The 19,458-nt window shown below is 72.6% G+C and carries 9 protein-coding genes; 3 read left to right on the top strand and 6 right to left on the bottom strand.

What is annotated here, in order from left to right; genetic code table 11:
- The first annotated feature begins 30 nt into the window (after nt 1-30).
- Entirely contained in the window at nt 31-2,166 is a 2,136-nt protein-coding gene (locus OG455_RS02300) for a SpoIIE family protein phosphatase (RefSeq protein ID WP_266289597.1), read from the top strand.
- Nucleotides 2,167-2,196: 30 nt separating this feature from the next.
- Here the strand turns inward: OG455_RS02300 and OG455_RS02295 are convergent, their stop codons facing one another.
- The 3 genes from OG455_RS02295 to OG455_RS02285 form a co-directional block, all read right to left on the bottom strand.
- Nucleotides 2,197-5,106, bottom strand: a complete 2,910-nt coding sequence (locus tag OG455_RS02295) for a helix-turn-helix transcriptional regulator (RefSeq protein ID WP_266289595.1) — start codon at nt 5,104-5,106, stop codon at nt 2,197-2,199.
- A gap of 105 nt (nt 5,107-5,211) precedes the next feature.
- Nucleotides 5,212-5,385, bottom strand: a complete 174-nt coding sequence (locus OG455_RS02290) for a hypothetical protein (RefSeq protein WP_266289593.1) — start codon at nt 5,383-5,385, stop codon at nt 5,212-5,214.
- Nucleotides 5,386-5,571: 186 nt separating this feature from the next.
- A complete protein-coding gene (locus OG455_RS02285) occupies nt 5,572-6,387 on the bottom strand; it encodes a leucyl/phenylalanyl-tRNA--protein transferase (protein ID WP_266289591.1) in 816 nt (271 codons plus the stop codon).
- Between the two features lie 344 nt (nt 6,388-6,731).
- On the opposite strand from OG455_RS02285, the gene OG455_RS02280 reads away from it, so the two are divergent.
- Nucleotides 6,732-7,727: a helix-turn-helix domain-containing protein gene (locus tag OG455_RS02280; RefSeq protein ID WP_266289589.1), complete on the top strand. Its 996-nt coding sequence runs from the start codon at nt 6,732-6,734 to the stop codon at nt 7,725-7,727.
- Between the two features lie 140 nt (nt 7,728-7,867).
- On the opposite strand, the gene OG455_RS02275 is transcribed toward OG455_RS02280, so the two are convergent.
- Both OG455_RS02275 and OG455_RS02270 read right to left on the bottom strand, forming a co-directional pair.
- Nucleotides 7,868-8,272, bottom strand: a complete 405-nt coding sequence (locus tag OG455_RS02275; RefSeq protein ID WP_266289587.1) for a nuclear transport factor 2 family protein — start codon at nt 8,270-8,272, stop codon at nt 7,868-7,870.
- A gap of 181 nt (nt 8,273-8,453) precedes the next feature.
- The gene (locus OG455_RS02270; RefSeq protein WP_266289585.1) at nt 8,454-9,035 is read right to left on the bottom strand and encodes a hypothetical protein; all 582 of its coding nucleotides are present in this window, start codon (nt 9,033-9,035) and stop codon (nt 8,454-8,456) included.
- Nucleotides 9,036-9,552: 517 nt separating this feature from the next.
- Here OG455_RS02270 and OG455_RS02265 point away from each other — a divergent pair.
- Complete coding sequence (locus tag OG455_RS02265; RefSeq protein ID WP_266289583.1) at nt 9,553-10,458, top strand: carbon-nitrogen hydrolase family protein; 906 nt, start codon at nt 9,553-9,555, stop codon at nt 10,456-10,458.
- A gap of 87 nt (nt 10,459-10,545) precedes the next feature.
- Here OG455_RS02265 and OG455_RS02260 read toward each other — a convergent pair whose 3' ends face one another.
- Entirely contained in the window at nt 10,546-19,305 is an 8,760-nt protein-coding gene (locus OG455_RS02260) for a non-ribosomal peptide synthetase (RefSeq protein WP_266289581.1), read from the bottom strand.
- Nucleotides 19,306-19,458 lie beyond the last annotated feature (153 nt).

Genomic DNA, 19,458 nt, shown 5'->3' with positions numbered 1-19,458 from the left:
CACCCCGCCGGCCGGAGCGAGGTGGTTGCGGTGAGCGTGTCACGGCCCGCGTCCGCGCGGCTCGGCGCCGCGGATGCCGAGGCGGCGGCGCGGGCAGGCCTGGACACGCTGGTGGAACCGCTGCGGTCGGCGCCCGAGCTGCTGGGGGCGCACATGGGCGGCGTCTACCTGCTGTCGGCGGACGGGCAGGCGCTGGAGATGGCGCTGAGTCTCGGGGCGATCCGGCAGTTCGTCCGGGGCTGGCAGCACGTGGGACTGGCGGCGGCGATCCCGGTGGCGGACGCGGTGCGTGAGGGTGAGCTGGTCTGGGTGGGCGGCGCGGGGGAGATGGCGCGGCGCTACCCGCGGGTGGCGGTCGCCATGCCGTACGCGTTCAGCCTGGCGGCCGTGCCGCTGACCGCCGGCGGGCGGCGGCTGGGCGCGGTGTTCTTCCTCTGGCCCGCCGCGCACCCCGCCGAGCTCTCGCCGACCGAGCGCGGCGCGCTGGGCGAGATCGCCGGGCGCCTGGCGCGCCGGGTGGCGGCCGCCGACCCGCCGCTGCGGGCCGGCCCGCGCCCGCTGCCCGTCGTGCCGCCCGGCGGCGCCGCCGACCTGCTCGCCGCGACGGTGGCGCGGCTGCCGGACGGGGTCTGCGCGATCGGCCTGGACGGGCGGCTGACCCTGGTGTCCGCGCAGGCGGCCCGGCTGCTCGCGCGGCCCGCCGACCAGCTGTTGGGTGCCCGACCGTGGACGGCACTGCCCTGGCTGCGCGATCCGATCTACGAGTACCACTACCGGGCGGCGGTGATCAGCGGCGAGCCGTCCTCCTTCGTGGCACTGCGCCCGCCGGACCAGTGGCTCTCGTTCCGGCTCTTCCCCGACGCCTTCGGCGTCACCGCGCGGATCGCGGCCGCCCAGGTGACCCGGCGCGCGCTGCCCGTCGACCCGGTGCCCCTCGAACCGGTCCCGCACACCCGCCCCGGCGCGCTCTACTGGATCCTGCACCTGGCCACCGCGCTGACCGAGGCGGCCAGCGTGCAGGACGTGGTGAGCATGGTCGCCGACCAGATCGTGCCGGGCTTCGGCGGCCGGGCCGTCGCGGTGCTGCTGGCCGAGGGCGGCAAGCTGCGGATCGCCGGGCACCGCGGCTACCCACCCGGCCTGGTGGACCAGTTCGACGGGACCCCGCTGACCGAGTCCACCCCCGGGGTGCGGGCCTCCACCAACCCGGTGCCGGCCTTCTTCGAGAACCGGGCCGAGCTGGAGCGGATCTACGCCGGGCGCCGCGAGACCCAGGACGGCATGGCCGCCTGGGCCTACCTGCCGCTGGTCACCTCGGGCCGGCTGATCGGCACCTGCGTGCTGGCCTTCGCCGAGCCGCACCACTTCGCCCTGGAGGAGCGCGCGGTGCTCACCGCACTGGGCGGCCTGATCGCCCAGGCGCTGGACCGGGCCCGCCTCTACGACACCAAGTCGGGCCTGGCCCACGGCCTGCAGGACAGCCTGCTGCCGAGCGCGCTGCCGGTGGTCCCCGGGCTGCGCACCGCCGCGCGCTACCTGCCGGCCACCGAGGGGATGGAGGTCGGCGGCGACTTCTACGACCTGATCCGGGTGGACGACGGCGGGCTGGCCGTGGTGATCGGCGACGTGCAGGGCCACAACGTCAACGCGGCCGCGCTGATGGGCCAGATCCGCACCGCCGTGCGCGCCTTCGCCAGCGTCGACGCCGATCCGAGCAGCGTGCTGGCGGGTACCAACCGCCTGCTGGCCGACCTCGGCACCACGCTGCTCGCCAGTTGCGCCTACCTGCGGGTGGACCTGGCCCGCCGCGAGGCCTGGCTGGCCGACGCCGGGCACCCGGTGCCGCTGCTGCGCGGCCCCGACGGCCGGGCCCGGCTGCTGAGCCCGCGCAGCGGCCTGGTGCTCAACGTGGACCCTGACGCCGAGTACCCGCAGATCCGGATCCGGCTGCCGGTCGGCACCACGCTGCTGCTCTACACCGACGGCCTGGTGGAGACCCCCGGCGGCGACCTGGACCAGGCGTTGGCCCGGCTGGCCGACACCTTCGCCCGGCACGGCGGCGAGCCGCTGGACCGGCTGGCGGACACGCTGATCGACCAGTCCGGGCAGGCCGAGCAGCGCACCGACGACGTGGCGGTGCTGCTGGTCCGCTCGGTGGTGGGCTGACCCCGAGGGCCATTCCGGGCGGGGAGAGGCTCAGGTCAGCTCCAGGCCGGTCACCAGTTCGGACAGCTCCCGGCGGTCCGCGCTGTCCAACTTGCCCATCAGGCTCGCCACGTGCTTCTCCACCGTGCGCGGTGAGATGAAGAGCAGCTTGGCGATCTCCGGGTTGGCCCGACGCTCGCCGAGCAGCACCAGCACCTCGTACTCGCGCGCGGTGACCCCCTTGCCCGCCAGCTGGGCCGGCACCGCCTCGTTGCCGCTGCGCCGCTGCATCACCCGGACCCCCGCCTTGCGCAGCAGCGCCCGGCAGGCGCCCGCCAGCGCGGCCACGTCGCTGCCGTGGAAGTGCTGCTCGGCGGCGCGCAGCCAGTCCACCGGAGTGCCCCAGCGGTCGGCCAGCGCGGCTTCGGCGACCAGCCGCAGCACCAGGTGGCGGGCCATCGGGAAGGGGGCGGCGGCGGCCTGCGATTCGGCGAGCTTGGCGGTGGCGGCGGCGGCCTGCCCGGCGCGGCCGAGCAGCACCGCCTCAGCTGCCAGGACGAACTGGAGGTTCCATCTCAGCTGTGCGGCATGGGCCGATCGGGTCTCGGTCAGCAGCTCCTGGCCGGCCCGGTCGGCCAGCACCTCCAGCAGCACGCCCAGGCCGTAGCGGCCCGACTGGTAGTAGATCGTGGGGTGCGTGCGCTCCCACTCGCGCACCCGTGCCATCTCCGCCTCCGCGCCCGGCCGGTCCTCGCCCAGCAGCGCGCAGATCGCCCGGTGCCCGAAGACCACCGGCGCGTGGAAGGACTGCTCTCCGCCGCGCTGGCGGAACTCGGCCAGCACCGCCCGCATCCCCTCGCGGCGGCCCTGGTGGGCCCGCGCCGCGATCTTGATCACCAGGCAGAACTGGGACTCGCCCTCCTGGTGCATCCGCCCCGTGGACTCCAGCAGCTTGTCCGCGAGCGCCTCGGCCTGGTCGAACTCGCAGTAGAGCACGTGCTGCATCGCGATCGTGGCATCCGCCTGCGCCCCCGCGGTGACCGCGCCGATCGCCAGCGCCGCCTGCCGGGCCAGCAGGATCTGCTCGGCCTCGCCGGTGCGCATCAGCTCGTTGGTGGCCAGCCGGATCTGCGCGCGCAGCCGCCAGATCGGCAGCCCGTGCGCGTCGGCCGTGCCGAACATGTGGCGCAGGTGCACGTCGGCCTCGTCGAAGCTCTGCCGCCGGGCCAGCAGGGCCAGCACCTGGCGTCCCTGGCAGGCGGTGGCCGGCAGCGGCACCTCCTCGGCGGTCCGCACCGCGCGCAGCGCCAGCGCCTCGGCCCGCGCCGCCTGGTCGTCGCCCTGCCCGCCCGCCAGGGTCAGCAGGTGCGCCTCGACCACGTCCAGCGGCGCCAGCTGGGCCGGGGCGGCCGCGCCGGTCAGCAGCCGGCGGGCCAGCGCGACCTGCTCGGCGGCCTTCTCCCAGTGCCCGCCCACCACGCAGACCCAGGCCAGCCGGGTGAGCAACTCGGCCCGCTGCTGCGGCGAGAGCAGCACCGAGCCGTACAGGTCGGCGCCCCGGCGCAGCGCCCGCTCCACGTCGCCCGCCTCGGTCAGCGCGTAGAGCAGCGACTCCAGCACCTCGGCCCGCTGGCCGGGGTGGGAGTGGGCCGGCAGCAGTTCCAGGGCCCGGTCGAGCAGGCGCTCCGCCGAGGCCGCCGCGCCCTCGCCGAGCACCCGCCGCCCGGCTCGCGCGTAGAGCAGCCCGGCGGCAGGCTCGTCGCCGGTCGCCAGCCGCAGCCGGGCGGCGAGTTGGCACAGCTCGCCCGGCAGGTCGGGGTCCATCGACTCCACCGCGGTGGCGGCGGCCGCGGCCAGCATCCGGCGTTGGGCCGGCAGCACCCCGCTGGCCAGCGCCTCGGCGGTCCAGGAGTGGCGGAAGGCGCACCAGTCGGGGGCGCTCAGCGAGGGCGCGAGGAGCTGCGCCTCGGTGCCGGCCCGGACCAGCGCGTGCAGTTCGTCCTCGCCGAGCCCCGAGACCCGGCGCAGCGCGTCGAGCGGGAAGCGGCGGCCGATGATCGCGGCGGCCTGCAGTGCGTTGTGCCATTCGGGGCCCAGCCGGCGGGCGCGGTCGCTGACGCTGGAGGCCACCGTGGAGGGCATGTCGCGCGGTACCCCCTCGACCATCCGCCAGCCCTCGGCGGTGCGGGCCAGGGCGCCGGCGTCGATGCCGCCGCGCAGCAGCTCCTCGACGATGAACGGATTGCCCTCGGCGCTCTGGGTCAGCCAGCCGAGCAGCCCCGGCGGCAGCCGCGGCACCTCGACGTCGAGGCAGGAGGCGGCGAGTTCGGCCACCTGATCGTCGGTCAGCGCGCCCAGCTCCACCAGCCGGGCCACCCGGTGCCGCGCGCTGGACTGCGCCAGGTTCAGCGCGGGGGAGGGCGTGGAACGGACCGTGGCCAGCAGCAGCACCGGCAGGTCGGCCAGGTTGTCGACCAGGTACTCGACGATCCCCATCGTCTCGGCGTCGCAGTCCTGCAGGTCGCTCAGGCAGATCAGCGCGCCGCGGCCGCGGCCGACCACGCTCAGCAGGCGCAGAACCGATTCTGCAAGCACCACCGGCGAATCATCGCTCTCGTACGGGACCCCGTCGCGCCACTCCGGGATCAGCCGCCCCAGGGCCGGGCGGTAGGGCGCCAGCTCGGGATCGTCCGGTACCGCGCCCGAGCGCACGATCGAGAAGAGCGCCTCGGTGAGCGGCCGGTAGGGCACCGTCGCGCCGGCCTGGGTGGCCCGGCCGCGCAGCACGGCCATCCCGCCGCCCTGGGCCATCGTGATGCACTCCTGCACGAGCCTGGACTTGCCGAGGCCCGCGTCGGCGACCATGAAGACCGACCCGCCGCGTCCGGCTCGTGCTCCGTTGAGCGCGCTGTCGAGGAGCTGGAGCTCCCCCGCCCGCCCGATCACTATCGGTGACGACACCTGCACCCGCGCAACCTACCCCAAACCCCCTGGGATATGCACGTGCTGAGGAGTATTCAGCGAAAATCTGTTTGATATGCGGGCTTTGATGTGCGGGCGGTGCGCTCAGCCGTTGGCGGTGCCGCCGTCGGCCGGGCAGCTGGTGGTCGAGGTCACCACGCAGGTGGGGTCGGCCTGGGCGGTACCGGCGCTCGCGGCGGTCGCGCCCAGTGCCCCGAGGAGGACCAGTGCGCTCAGCACGAGGGCGGAGACCGCGGACTTCAGCTGCTGCTTCTTCATTGTCGTCGCCTGCTCTCTGTCGTTTCCGGCTTCGAGAAGAAGCCTGTCAGCGCAGGTAGACGGCCACATGGGTGTGACTCACCCATATCTTCGGACCGCCACCCACCCCCGCTGGGTGGGTGGGGTGGGTGGGATCGGCAGGTGGGCAGGTGGGCAGGTGGGCAGGCGTCGGTCGGCAGGCGTCGGTCAGCCTGCGTCGGGTCCCGCCGGTTCGAGGGCCAGCACCCCCGCCCGCAATGCCACCGGCAGATCCACCGTCAGCAGCGCGTCCAGGTATTCAGCCCGGCTGATCGACCGGGTGCCGAGCGCGGCCGCGTACGGGTGCGGCACCTGCATGTCGATGTACGCCGCCCGTCCGCGCAGCCGCCGGCTCAGGTCGGCGAAGGCCGCGCCGGTCGCCTGGGGATGCCGGCCGAAGGCCGAGTCCACGCTGAAGACCTGGCCGATCCCGGTGCCGAAGAGGCCGGCGATCAGCTCCTCGCCGTGCCAGATCTCGATGCTGTGCGCCCAACCCGCTTGGTGCAGGCTGAGCAGTGAGGCGCGCAGCGGGTCGGTCAGCCAGCGGGCCGCCGCCTGGTCCCGGCAACTGCTGACCACCCCCGCGAAGGCGTGGTCGCAGGTGGCGATCCAGCCGGGGGCGGCGCCGCCCGGGTGCCGGCGCAGGCTTCCGGCCAGGTGGGCGGAGCCGACCTCCAGCACCGGACGCCAGGTCGGGCTCCACCAGGTCAGCGCGTAGGCGTCGGGCTCCTCCAGGGTCGGGAACGCGGCGATCCGCCCGTCGGCCACGTGGCGGGCATAGAGCGCCCGACGCTCGTCGCCGGCCCGCGGCGGCTGCTGCGGGCGGTGGAGCTCGTCGCGCGGGTAGGGGAACGCGCCGTGGCGGTGCGCCTCCAGCAGGCGGTGCGGGGCGGTGGAGCCGCCGACCGCGATCGGCAGGTCCAGCTCGGCCGCCGACAGGTCGACCCGCTCCCAGGGCATGTCGGCGAATGACTTGGTGTGCATGCCTCCCAAGTTGCCGCCCAGGCCGCCGTGGGACATGGGTGGAAAGGCCCCATATTCCGGCGCTGAGCCAGGTCCTGAGCGGGACTCGGGCAGGTCGCCTCCGCTTGTGCGTGCCCGGTGTGGGGCGGCAAGTGCCGGGGGCGGGTGCCCGCCGGGCCGTCCGAACGGCCGGTAGGTGGGTGGCCGGCGGTCCTGCCGACCGGGGGGTGCAGCGGGGTCGCCGGTGAACATGGGTGCCGGTCACGCATCCGCGCCGATCCGACGCCTCGTTAACTGTTGTGCATGAGAGCCGGTCGCCCATCAGCTGGCGACGGTGCGCAGATCACGATCGAGGAGGGTACGAGTTGCGGACCTCACTGGGGATCGATGTGGTGGCACAGCAGGTCTACTTGGCGATGGTGGCGGAGCCGCGCGCTGATGTGCAGAAGCTGGCCGAGCAGTTGGACGAGAGCACCGCGGCGGTCGAGCAGGCGCTCGCCCAACTCGCCCGGTTGTCGCTGATCGCCCCGGGCGACGGCGCCACCGGCTGGCTGCCGGTCGATCCCGAGGTCGGCCTGGCCGCCATGCTGGCCCGCCAGCAGGCCGAACTGGCACAGCGTCAGCAGCAGTTCGAGGACAGCCGACTGGCCGTCGCGCAACTGCTGGCCAGCCAGGGCCGCCGCCCCCAGGGCCAGGTGCCCGGGGTGGAGTGGCTCTCCGGCGAGGCGGCGCTGTGGGAGCGGGTGGCCGAACTGGCCGAGGGCTGCGAGGAGGAGGTGCTCACCCTGGGCCCGACCGAGCGGCTGACCGACTCGGTGCTGCGGGCCGCCAGGACGCTGGACGAGACCGTGCTGCGCCGCGGCGCGCGCTCCCGCTCGGTGCTGCTGGAAAGCGCGCGCAACGACAGCTCGGCCATGCCCTACCTGCGCTGGAAGATGGACGCGCTCGGCGGCGTGCGCACGCTGCCCTCGCTGCCGGTCTGGATGATCCTGATCGACCGCCGGCACGTGGTGGTGCCGGTCAGCTCCTTCCGGTCGGTGATGGGCGGCCTGGTCTGCACCGCCGATTCCATGGTCAACACCTTCGCCGCCCTCTTCGCCACCCTGTGGAAGGAGGCGCTGCCGCTCACCGAGGCCCGCCCGCGCACCGGCGGCCACCTCTCGCTCCAGGAGCAGCACATCCTGCGGCTCTGGGCCCAGGGGCTCACCGACGCCTCCGCCGCCCGCCAGATGGACGTCTCGTTGCGCACCGTGCGCCGCCTCTCCGACAAGCTCACCGACCGCTTCGGCGCCCACAGCCGGTTCCAGCTGGGGGCGATGGCGATCGCGGAGGGGAGCATCCGGGCGGAGGACATGATCTGACGGCCCCGGAAGCCCAGCGGCCTCCTGGACATCACGTCCTGGCGGCCCGGTCCGTTCCGGTGAGGCTGGGCCACGCGAGGTCGTCAACGGCGAGAAACGGCTCGCCGGCCACGCCCCGGTGGAGCCACCGGCGGCCCGGTTCAGCTCCCGGCGATGTGCCTGCCCGGCATCGGCTCCGCGAGTGCTGCCCGCCACTCAGGCGCGCCGAACGCCTCCGGGAAGTACTGCGTCTCGTGCACCACGGCCCCGCCGGCGAACTCCATGATGCTCACGGACCAGGTGGGCACTCCGTCGTAGGTGATGACGCACTCGCTCACCCACAGGTCCCCGCTGCCCGTGATCCGCTGGACGGTGAAGTGCCGGTCGGCCGGGTGCCCGCCACGTTGGGCCGCGATCGCCGCGCGGCCCACGAACCGCTCACCTGACTGGGGGTAGTCGAGGATCGCGTCCGCGGCGTAGATGGCGTGCTCCGTGTCGGTGTCCCCGCGCTCCGAGGCCCGCCAGTGTTCTTCGATCGCGGCCGTGATCTGGAGGTCGGGATCCATCGCGTCGTCCCTTCGGCAGGCGTCCGGAGCGGTCCGGGGACCTGGGAGCGTCTTCGGGACTTCCTCCCGGGCTGCCGTGCGCAGCCGCTACCCCCAACGCTCGAACCGCGTGCCCCCGCCCGCAAGCGCAGCACGGCCGGCCCCCGGTTGCCGGGGGCAGCGGGGCGTGTGGCGCGGTCGGTCAGGCGGGGGGCGTGCGGCGTGGCGGCCCCTGCCGGAAGAGGCTCAGCGGCACCGGGCCGCGGTGCAGGACGTGTGGCACGTCGCCCCAGGGCAGCAGCGGATCGTCCGGACCGAGGGTGCGCAGCCGCCGCAGCGCGCGGTCGGTCACCTCGGCGACCGCCCGCAGCGTGGCGGTGGTCAGCGGGAGGTAGTCGTCCGCGGTGCCGGGGTCGGCGGTGCGGGCCCCGGGCGTGGTGCGCATGAGCCGGACGCAGCAGCGCGCCGGATCCAGCCGCGAGGCGTCGAGTGTCCAGACCGGGCCGTCCCAGACCTGCCGGCCCGAGTCGCGCGCCGCGTCGAAGAGCACGGTCGAGTCGAGCGGCGACAGGAAGACCACGTCGGACCAGGCACAGTCGAGCGGTATGACGCGCTCGCGCAGCCGGTCCTCACGGCCGGCGTACTTGGCGACGTGGCGGGCGTGGAGGTCCGGGTGGTGCTCCCGGAGCATGGACAGCGGTAGCAGGTCCTCGCCGCGCGGGTCCGCGATCCCGGTCCGGTAGAGGGTGCCGTGGGCGCGTGGCTGTTGATCTTGAGTGGGCATGAAAAAAGCGTCGGACTCCCTGGGGGAGATCGACGCTGCACTATAAGTATATCAGCTGATGACTGCGGATCAGTTGTGCGTGCCGTGTTCGACCGGGGCGGGTCGGGTCGGCGCGACCCGGGCTGGCGGTGGCGGGCGGTGACTGGCGGTGGTTGACGGTGACTGGCGGTGGTTGGCGGTGGTTGACGGTGGTTGACGGTGGTTGACGGTGGTTGACGGTGGTTGACGGGGCCGGTGGGCGGCGGCATGATGAGCAATGGCGTGGCCTACGCCGAACCTCCCGCGACCGTCCCCAGCACGGTCCCCCGGTGGAGGCAAAGGGACCAGGGTCTCAGGTCGCTGTCGCAGCCGTTTCGCCTCGGGCGTGGTTGCTGGGGAACTGTCGCTCAAGGCGTGGAAGGCCGCGATGACAGCCCACAGGAATTTCAAGCGCCAGGTGCGCGCCCGAGCCGCCAAGACCGGCGAGTCCTACACGTCTGCCCTGCGGCACTTCCGCCCGACGCCATCAGGAGACGTCATGTCGGAAGCAAGGAACCCCAGGAGCGTGCGGTTCGCCGTCGCGCAGACCCCCGTCCGCGAGGACCCCCGGGACGGTGACGCGCTGCGTGAGAGCGGCCGTCAGGTCCGCGCGCTGATGCGCGAGGCCAGTGCCGAGGGCGCGCGGATCGTGCACTTCCCGGAGGGCGCGATCTGCGCGCCCCACAAGCTCGTCCTGTCCGTCGACGGCCCGGACGCGGTCGGACCGGCGGACTGGGAGCGGTGCCGGTGGCCGGTGCTGCAGGGGGAGCTGGCCGCGATCGCCGAGTTGGCGGGCGAGTTGCGGCTCTGGACGGTGATCGCCTCGGCGCACCGCCTGACCGGGCCGAACCGCCCGCACAACAGCCTCTACGTCGTCTCCGACCGCGGCGAGGTCGTCACGCGCTACGACGAGCGCCTGCTGTCGAGCACGAAGGTCTCGTACCTGTACTCGCCGGGCACCTCGCCGGTGGTCTTCGACGTGGACGGTGTCCGCTTCGGCTGCCTGCTCGGCACGGAGGTCCACTACCCGGAGCTGTTCGCCGAGTACGAGAGGCTGGACGTCGACTGCGTCCTGTTCTCCACGACCGGTGTCGCCCCGGGCAACGCCGCCGTCCAGGCGAGGGGCCACGCCGCGGCCAACAGTTACTGGGTCAGCTTCTCGGTGCCCACGCAGCACGCCGCCACCGCGCCGTCCGGGGTCGCCGCCCCCAACGGGGAGTGGATCGCGCGGTGCCGCGCGGACGGTTCGCCGTCGGTGGCGGTGGTGGACCTCGACGACGGTTCCGAGGCCGCCGCCGACGCGGTGGCGTACGCGCGGCCCTGGCGTCGTGAATCGCGCGCGGGCGTCCACCGCGGGTACCGGGTGGCCGACCCGCGCAGCGAGGACCGCACGGCGGCCTTCTGACGCGGGACGGCTGTGACGGTGGCCGCCTGACACCGGACGGCCGTGCGCCCCCGAGCGATGAGTCGCTCGGGGGCGCACAGCCGTCGGTCAGCGGGCCCGGCCGAAGCGGTCGGCGATGCCGGCCAGCATCAGTTCGCGGATCGCGGTGGCGAGCCGGGCGGGGGTGGGGGCGGTGAAGAGGGTGCGCACGGGCAGGTCGACGCCGAGGGTGGTGCGGATCCGGCTGGTGACCTGGGTGGCGAGCAGCGAGTGGCCGCCGAGGTGGAAGAAGTCGTCGTGGATGCCGACCGTGTCGATGCCCAGGATGTCGCTCCAGAGGGCGGTGATGGCCTTCTCGACCGGGTTGCGGGGCGCGGCGTAGGAGGCGACCTCGGGGCGGTGGTTGTCGGGGGCGGGCAGCGCCCGGCGGTCGGTCTTGCCGTTGGGGGTGAGCGGCAGCCGCTCCAGGACGACGAAGGCGGCGGGGATCATGTAGCCGGGCAGGTGCGGCGCCAGGTGGGCATGCAACTCGGCGGCGGTCGGGGCGGGTTCGGCCACCAGGTAGCCGACAAGACGCTTCTCCCCGGGCGTGTCCTCGCGGACCGTCACGGTGGCGGCGGTGACCGCCGGGTGGGTCAGCAGGGTGGCCTCGATCTCGCCCAGCTCGATCCGGAAGCCGCGTAGCTTCACCTGGTTGTCGATCCGGCCGAGGAACTCCAACTGCCCGTCCGACCGCCACTTCACCAGGTCGCCGCTGCGGTAGACCCGGCGGGTGGTGCCGTCGAGGGTGAGGTCCACGAACTTCTCCGCCGTCAGGTCCGGTCGGCCCAGGTAGCCGCGGGCCACCCCGACGCCGCCGATCAGCAGCTCGCCGGGGACCCCGGTGGGCTGCGGGCGGTGCTGCGGATCCACCACGTAGACCTGGGTGTTGGCGATCGGCCGGCCGATCGGCGGGACCGGGTCGCCGGGGGTGACCTCCGCCGAGGTCACGATCACGGTGGTCTCGGTGGGACCGTAGCCGTTGACCACCCGGAACGGCAGGTGCTTGCCGGCCGGCAGCCGCAGCAGGTCGCCGCCGGTCAGGATGTAGTCGAGGCTGGTGGCCACCGAGTCCCAGGACAGGGCGGCGAGCGACTCCAACATCGGGGTGGAGAGGAAGGTGCCGCGGATCTCCTGCTCGTTCAGCCACTGCTGGAGCAGCGCCGGGGTGAGCCGCACCGTCTCGCTGGTGGTGCAGCAGGTGGCCCCTGAGGTGAGGGCGAGCCAGAGCTCCCAGGCCCCCGCGTCGAAGGCGACCCCGGCCAGCAGCGCTACCCGGTCACCCGGACCGGTCCGGTAGTTGCGCGTGGTCCAGTTGATGAGGTTGACGATGCTGCGGTGCTGCACCTGGACGCCCTTGGGCTTGCCGGTCGAGCCGGAGGTGTAGATGGTGTACGCCAGGTTCTCCGGCCCGCTGACGGCCGGCGGGTTCTCGACGGGCTGCGCGGCCAGGCCCGTCCAGTCGTGGTCGGTCAGGAAGGCGGGCACACCGGCCGGGAAGAGCGGCGCGTGTCCGGTGTCGGTGATCACCAGCGGCGTGCCGGAGTCCTCCACCATGAAGGCGAGCCGGTCGGCCGGGTAGTCCGGGTCCAGCGGCAGGTAGCCCGCCCCGGACTTGAGCACCCCGAGGACCGCGCAGATGAGATCCGCCCCGCGCTGCAGGCAGACGGCCACCAGGGAGTCGGGGCGGACCCCGAGGCCGCGCAGGTGGTGGGCGAGCCGGTTGGCCCGCTCGTTGACCTGACGGTACGTCAACTCGCCCTGCTCGCCGCGGGTGGCGAGGGCGTCAGGGGTGCGCTCGGCCCACTCCTCGAAGAAGCTGTGGATGGTGGCGGCGTCGGGGTGGTCGGTGGTGGTGTCGTTCCACTCGACCAGCACCTGGCGCCGCTCGGCCCCCGCCAGAAGCTCCAGTTCGGACAGGCGCGCGCCCGGGGTGGCGGTGGCGGCGGCCAGCAGCGTCTGGAAGTGCCCGATCAGCCGCTCGATCGTCGCCCGCTCGAAGAGGTCGGCGCGGTACTCCAGCGAGCCGATCAGCGAGCCGTGCTGCGTGTCGTGCTGCGTGTCGAGCCGCGTGTCGTGCGGTGCGCCGTCCGCTGCTTCGCTGAGCGAGAGCGTGAGGTCGAACTTGGCCTGCCGTCCGGTGACCGGCAGTGGGGTCACCGTGGTGCCCGGCAGCTGCCAGTGGCCGGCCTCGGTGGCGTTCTGCAGCACGAACATGGTCTGGAAGAGCGGGTTGCGGGCGGGGTCGCGGTCGGGTGCGAGTTCTTCGACGAGGCGTTCGAAGGGGAGGTCCTGGTGGTCGTAGGCGCCGAGGGCGGTTTCCTTGACGCGGTCGAGGAGTTCGGTGAAGGTCGGGTCGCCGCTGAGGTCGGTGCGGATGACGAGGGTGTTGACGAAGAAGCCGATCATGTCTTCGATCTCGGCGCGGTTGCGGCCGGCGATCGGGGTGCCGACGGTGATGTCCTGCTGGCGGCTGTACTTGGCCAGCAGTAGCTGGAAGGTGGCCAGCAGCACCATGAAGAGGCTCACGCCGCTCTCGGTGGCGATGGCCCGCACCCGCTCCGCGAGCTCGGCGGGGACGGTGAAGAGCACCGTGTCGTCGTCGCCCCCGTCGCGCTGGGTGGGGCGGCGGTGGTCGGTGGGCAGCTCCAGCGGCTCGATGGCGGACAGCTGCGCACGCCAGTAGTCCAGTTGGCGATCCAGCACCTCACCGGTGAGCCACCCGCGCTGCCAGGACGCGAAGTCGGCGTACTGCGCGCCCGGTTCCGGCAGGGCAGGGGTTGAACCCCGCAGCGCCGCGCCGTAGAGCTCGCGCAGTTCGCCGGCCAGGACAGCCTCGGACCAGCCGTCCGCCACGATGTGATGGACCGTCAGCTGCACCAGCTGCTCCTGGTCCGCGAGTCGGACCAGGTCGACCCTCAGCAGGGGGCCGGCTGCCAGGTCGAAGGGGCGGCGGCCCGCGTCGAGCAGCAGCTGCCGGGCGGCGGCCTCGCGGGCGGCGGCCTCGCTCGCTCCGGCGGCGGGGTGTTCGCGCAGGTCGTGGACGGTGACGGTGGGCGAGGTGGGCGGATCGATGTGCTGGGCGGGCTCGCCCGCGGCGTCGGCGACGAACCGGGTGCGCAGGATCTCGTGCCGGGCGAGCAGCCCCGCGAGGGCGGTCCGCAGTGCGGTGAGGTCGAGCGGGCCGTTGACGCGCAGGGCGAAGGGGATGAGGTAGTCGCTGCTGCCGGGCTCCAGCTGGTCGAGGAACCAGAGGCGCTGCTGGGCGAAGGAGAGCGGCAGCGGGGTGCCGTCACGCGGTACCAGGGCGAGGGAGTGGGCGGCCGGGCCGGTGGCGTCCGGCTGTGCGGTGGCCGACTCGGCGATCTCGGTGGCGAGTTCGGCGGGGGTGGGGGCGGTGAAGAGGGTGCGTACGGGCAGGTCGACGCCGAGGGCGGCGCGGATCCGGCTGGTGACCCGGGTGGCGAGCAGCGAATGCCCGCCGAGCTGGAAGAAGTTGTCGTGCACGCCGATCGACTCGACCCCCAGGATCTCGCGCCAGATGGCGGTGACCGCCTCCTCGGTGGGGGTGCGCGGGGCCACCTGGGCCGAGGCCTCGGGCTGGGCGGCGGGGGCGGGTAGGGCTTTGCGGTCGATTTTGCCGTTGGGGGTGAGGGGGAGGTGGTCGAGGGTGATGTAGGTGGTGGGGATCATGTAGTCGGGGAGGGTGCGGGTGAGGTGGGTGCGGAGGTCGTGGTGGGGGGTGTTGGTGGGGGTGAGGTAGGCGGTGAGTTGTTTGTGGCCGGGGGTGTCTTCGCGGACGATGACGGTGGCGGTGGTGACTGCTGGGTGGGTGAGGAGGGTGGCTTCGATTTCGCCGAGTTCGATGCGGTGGCCGCGGATTTTGACTTGGTTGTCGATGCGGCCGAGGAATTCGAGTTGGCCGTCGGTGCGCCATTTGACGAGGTCGCCGGTGTGGTAGGCGCGGCCGTAGGGGGTGTGGGTGAACTTCTCGGCGGTGAGGGTGGGTTGGTTGAGGTAGCCGCGGGCGAGGGGGGTGCCGCTGATGAGGAGTTCGCCGGGGATGCCGATGGGGACGAGGTGTCCGTGGGGGTCGACGACGTGGAGGGAGCTGTTGTTGATGGGGCGGCCGATGGGGGGGATGGGGTCGCCGGGGGTGATGTGGGTGGAGGTGACCAGGACGGTGGCTTCGGTGGGTCCGTAGTTGTTGATGATGCGGAAGGGGAGGTGTTGGTCGGTGGGGAGGTGTAGTTGGTCGCCGCCGGTGAGGACGTGTTCGAGGGTGGTGGTGTGGGGGTTCCAGGGGAGGGTGGCGAGGGCTTCGAGCATGGGGGTGGAGAGGAAGGTGCCGCGGATGTGTTGGTCGGTGAGCCATTGCTGGAGGAGGGTGGGGGTGAGGCGGGTGGTTTCGTTGGTGGTGCGGCAGTTGGCGCCGGCGGCGAGGGCGGGCCAGAGTTCCCAGGCGGCGGCGTCGAAGGCGACGCCGGCGAGGAGGGCGACGCGGTTGCCGGGTTGGGTGTTGAAGGTGGTGTTGTGCCAGTGGATGAGGTTGACGAGGCTGCGGTGTTCGACTTGGACGCCTTTGGGGTGGCCGGTGGATCCGCTGGTGTAGATGGTGTAGGCGAGGTCGTCGGGGGTGGCGAGGGGGTCGGGGTTGTTGGTGGGGCCGGTGGGCCAGTTGCGGTCGGTCAGGAGGAGTGGTGTGTTGGTGGGGAGTTGGTGGGTGTGGGTGGTGTTGGTGATGACGAGGGGGGTGGCTGAGTCGGTGATGAGGTAGGTGAGGCGGTCGGTGGGGTATTCGGGGTCCATGGGGATGTAGGCGGCGCCGGATTTGAGGATGCCGAGCAGGGTGGTGACGAGTTCGGGTCCGCGTTCCAGGCAGACGGCGATCAGGGTGCCGGGTGTGATGCCTTGTGCGCGCAGGTGGTGGGCGAGTTGGTTGGCCCGCTCGTTTAGTTCGCGGTAGGTGAGGTCGCCGACGGCGGTGAGTTCCGGGTTCTGGGCGGCTTGCTGTTCGACGAGTTGGTGGACCGTCAGGTGTGCGGGAAAGTCGACGGTGGGGCCGTTCCAGTCCGTCAGGAGTTGGCGGCGTTCGGCGTCGGTGAGTAGCTCCAGTTCGGACAGGCGGGCGCTGGGGCTGGCGGTGGCGGCGGCCAGCAGCGTGCGGTAGTGGCCGGCCAGACGGGCGATCGTAGCCGGCTCGAACAGATCGGTCCGGTACTCGACCGTCGCCCGCAGTTCCTCGCCCGCGCCCTCGACGACGGTGAGCGTCAGGTCGAACTTGGCGTCCTGCACGTCCGGTGTCAGCACCTCCACGGCTGCCCCCGCCAGCTGCCAGGAGTCGAGGTCGGGGACGTTCTGCAGCGCGAAGGCGGTCTGGAAGAGCGGGTTGCGGGCGGGGTCGCGGTCGGGTGCGAGTTCTTCGACGAGGCGTTCGAAGGGGAGGTCCTGGTGGTCGTAGGCGCCGAGGGCGGTTTCCTTGACGCGGTCGAGGAGTTCGGTGAAGGTCGGGTCGCCGCTGAGGTCGGTGCGGATGACGAGGGTGTTGACGAAGAAGCCGATCATGTCTTCGATCTCGGCGCGGTTGCGGCCGGCGATCGGGGTGCCGACGGTGATGTCGTGTTGGCGGCTGTACTTGGCCAGCAGTAGCTGGAAGGTGGCCAGCAGCACCATGAAGAGGCTCGCACCGCTCTCGGTGGCGGTGGCCCGCAGGCGCGCGGCCAGCTCGGCGGGGATCGTGAAGGCCGTGGCGGCTCCGGCCGCACCGCGGCGGGCGGGGCGGCGGTGGTCGGTGGGCAGCTCCAGCGGCTCGATGGCGGCCAACTGGCCTCGCCAGTAGTCGAGCTGCCCGGCGATCCGCTCCTCGCTCAGCCACTGCCGCTGCCAGAGTGCGAAGTCGGCGTACTGCAAGGGGAGTTCTGCCGGCTCCTGGGTGCCGCTGCCGGGCGCCGGGTCGACCGCGGCTGCGTATCGATCGGTGAGTTCACGGGCGAGCAGCGCAACCGACCAGCCGTCGAAGGCGATGTGATGGACAGTCAGCGCGAGGACGGACTCCGCATCGGCGAGCCGGAGCAGTGTGGCGCGCAGCAGCGGACCGGTGGCCAGGTCGATCGGGCGCCGGCTCTCGGTGCGCAGCAGCTCGCGCGCGGCGGCCTCGCGGGCCTCGGCATCGGGCAGTTCGCGCAGGTCGCGCAGGTCGCGCCGGTCACGCAGGTCACGCAGGTCATGGACGGCGACGGTCAGCGGCGCGGGCGGGTCGAGGTGCTGCGCGGGCTGCCCGTCGGCGTCCGCGACGAAGCGGGTGCGCAGCACCTCGTGGCGCGCCACGATGCCGGACAGCGCGCTCTCCAGTGCGGTGAGGTCGAGCGGGCCGTTGACGCGCAGGGCGAAGGGGATGAGGTAGTCGCTGCTGCCGGGCTCCAGCTGGTCGAGGAACCAGAGGCGCTGCTGGGCGAAGGAGAGCGGCAGCGGGGCGCCGTCACGTGGGACGGGGACCGGACGGCTCGCCTCGCTGGTGTCCAGCGCGGCGATCGCGGCAGCCAGGCGGGCCGGCGTGGGCGCGGCGAAGAGGGTGCGGAAGGGGATGTCGACGCCGAGGGCCGTGTGCAGCCGCGAGGTGACCCGGGTGGCGAGCAGGGAGTGTCCGCCGAGCTGGAAGAAGTCGTCATCGCGGCCGACCCGCTCGACGCCCAGTACCTCGGCCCAGACCGCGGTGATCGCCTGCTCGACCGGGGTCTGCGGCGCGACGTAGGCGGTGGTTGTCAGCTCGGGGGCGGGTAGGGCTTTGCGGTCGATTTTGCCGTTGGGGGTGAGGGGGAGGTGGTCGAGGGTGATGTAGGTGGTGGGGATCATGTAGTCGGGCAGGGTGCGGGTGAGGTGGGTGCGGAGGTCGTGGTGGGGGGTGTTGGTGGGGGTGAGGTAGGCGGTGAGTTGTTTGTGGCCGGGGGTGTCTTCGCGGACGATGACGGTGGCGGTGGTGACTGCTGGGTGGGTGAGGAGGGTGGCTTCGATTTCGCCGAGTTCGATGCGGTGGCCGCGGATTTTGACTTGGTTGTCGATGCGGCCGAGGAATTCGAGTTGGCCGTCGGTGCGCCATTTGACGAGGTCGCCGGTGTGGTAGGCGCGGCCGTAGGGGGTGTGGGTGAACTTCTCGGCGGTGAGGGTGGGTTGGTTGAGGTAGCCGCGGGCGAGGGGGGTGCCGCTGATGAGGAGTTCGCCGGGGATGCCGATGGGGACGAGGTGTCCGTGGGGGTCGACGACGTGGAGGGAGCTGTTGTTGATGGGGCGGCCGATGGGGGGGATGGGGTCGCCGGGGGTGATGTGGGTGGAGGTGACCAGGACGGTGGCTTCGGTGGGTCCGTAGTTGTTGATGATGCGGAAGGGGAGGTGTTGGTCGGTGGGGAGGTGTAGTTGGTCGCCGCCGGTGAGGACGTGTTCGAGGGTGGTGGTGTGGGGGTTCCAGGGGAGGGTGGCGAGGGCTTCGAGCATGGGGGTGGAGAGGAAGGTGCCGCGGATGTGTTGGTCGGTGAGCCATTGCTGGAGGAGGGTGGGGGTGAGGCGGGTGGTTTCGTTGGTGGTGCGGCAGTTGGCGCCGGCGGCGAGGGCGGGCCAGAGTTCCCAGGCGGCGGCGTCGAAGGCGACGCCGGCGAGGAGGGCGACGCGGTTGCCGGGTTGGGTGTTGAAGGTGGTGTTGTGCCAGTGGATGAGGTTGACGAGGCTGCGGTGTTCGACTTGGACGCCTTTGGGGTGGCCGGTGGATCCGCTGGTGTAGATGGTGTAGGCGAGGTCGTCGGGGGTGGCGAGGGGGTCGGGGTTGTTGGTGGGGCCGGTGGGCCAGTTGCGGTCGGTCAGGAGGAGTGGTGTGTTGGTGGGGAGTTGGTGGGTGTGGGTGGTGTTGGTGATGACGAGGGGGGTGGCTGAGTCGGTGATGAGGTAGGTGAGGCGGTCGGTGGGGTATTCGGGGTCCATGGGGATGTAGGCGGCGCCGGATTTGAGGATGCCGAGCAGGGTGGTGACGAGTTCGGGTCCGCGTTCCAGGCAGACGGCGATCAGGGTGCCGGGTGTGATGCCTTGTGCGCGCAGGTGGTGGGCGAGTTGGTTGGCCCGCTCGTTTAGTTCGCGGTAGGTGAGGTCGCCGACGGCGGTGAGTTCCGGGTTCTGGGCGGCTTGCTGTTCGACGAGTTGGTGGACCGTCAGGTGTGCGGGAAAGTCGACGGTGGGGCCGTTCCAGTCCGTCAGGAGTTGGCGGCGTTCGGCGTCGGTGAGTAGCTCCAGTTCGGACAGGCGGGCGCTGGGGCTGGCGGTGGCGGCGGCCAGCAGCGTGCGGTAGTGGCCGGCCAGACGGGCGATCGTAGCCGGCTCGAACAGATCGGTCCGGTACTCGACCGTCGCCCGCGAGCCGGTGGCGCCCAGGCCCAAGTCGCCGGCCCCGGGCAGGCCGAGGGCCGGCAGCCGCAGCAGGTCGGCGTCGTCGCGGAGCGCGGCGGGCAGCTCGGGGTGCCGGGCGGCCGCGTCGGCGGCGGCCGCGACCCGGTCGAGCAGCTCGTCGAAGCCCGGGTCGCCGGAGAGATCGGTGCGCACGAGCACGCTGCCGCCGTCCCGGCCGGCCGGGACCCGCACGGCGAGGTCCTGCTGACCGCTGTACTTCGCCAGCAGCAGCTGGAAGACCGCGAGCAGCGTCGCCGGCGCCACCGGGCCGGGCAGCTCGAAGTCCAGGCTCGCCCGGGCCGGTTCGGCGGTCATCGCGGACCGGCGACGGTCGGTCGGCAGCTGCAGCGGCTCCAGGCCGGCCAACGTCCGCTGCCAGTAGTCCTTCTGGTGGTCGGTCACCGTTCCACTCCCAACGCGTCGTCAGTCTTTCACTCATCGCAGACGCTAGGGCGCACCCGCCGCCGCCCCCAGTGGTCGGAAGTGCCACCCCGGCCGGCGGTCACATGTACCCAGTTCCACCGGCGCGGTTCCGCTGGCCACGATGAGTCCGTC

This window comes from Kitasatospora sp. NBC_01287, assembly GCF_026340565.1.
In the GTDB taxonomy this organism is placed as follows: domain Bacteria; phylum Actinomycetota; class Actinomycetes; order Streptomycetales; family Streptomycetaceae; genus Kitasatospora.
Note: the sequence above shows the minus strand (reverse complement) of the source record. Positions and strands in the feature narration are given on the sequence as shown.

Excerpts from the sequence above, each read along its gene's own strand:
- OG455_RS02290 (WP_266289593.1), bottom strand. The coding sequence starts at position 5,385 with ATGAAGAAGCAGCAGCTGAAGTCCGCGGTCTCCGCCCTCGTGCTGAGC.
- OG455_RS02285 (WP_266289591.1), bottom strand. The coding sequence starts at position 6,387 with ATGCACACCAAGTCATTCGCCGACATGCCCTGGGAGCGGGTCGACCTG.
- OG455_RS02275 (WP_266289587.1), bottom strand. The coding sequence starts at position 8,272 with ATGGATCCCGACCTCCAGATCACGGCCGCGATCGAAGAACACTGGCGG.
- OG455_RS02270 (WP_266289585.1), bottom strand. The coding sequence starts at position 9,035 with ATGCCCACTCAAGATCAACAGCCACGCGCCCACGGCACCCTCTACCGG.
- OG455_RS02265 (WP_266289583.1), top strand. The coding sequence starts at position 9,553 with ATGTCGGAAGCAAGGAACCCCAGGAGCGTGCGGTTCGCCGTCGCGCAG.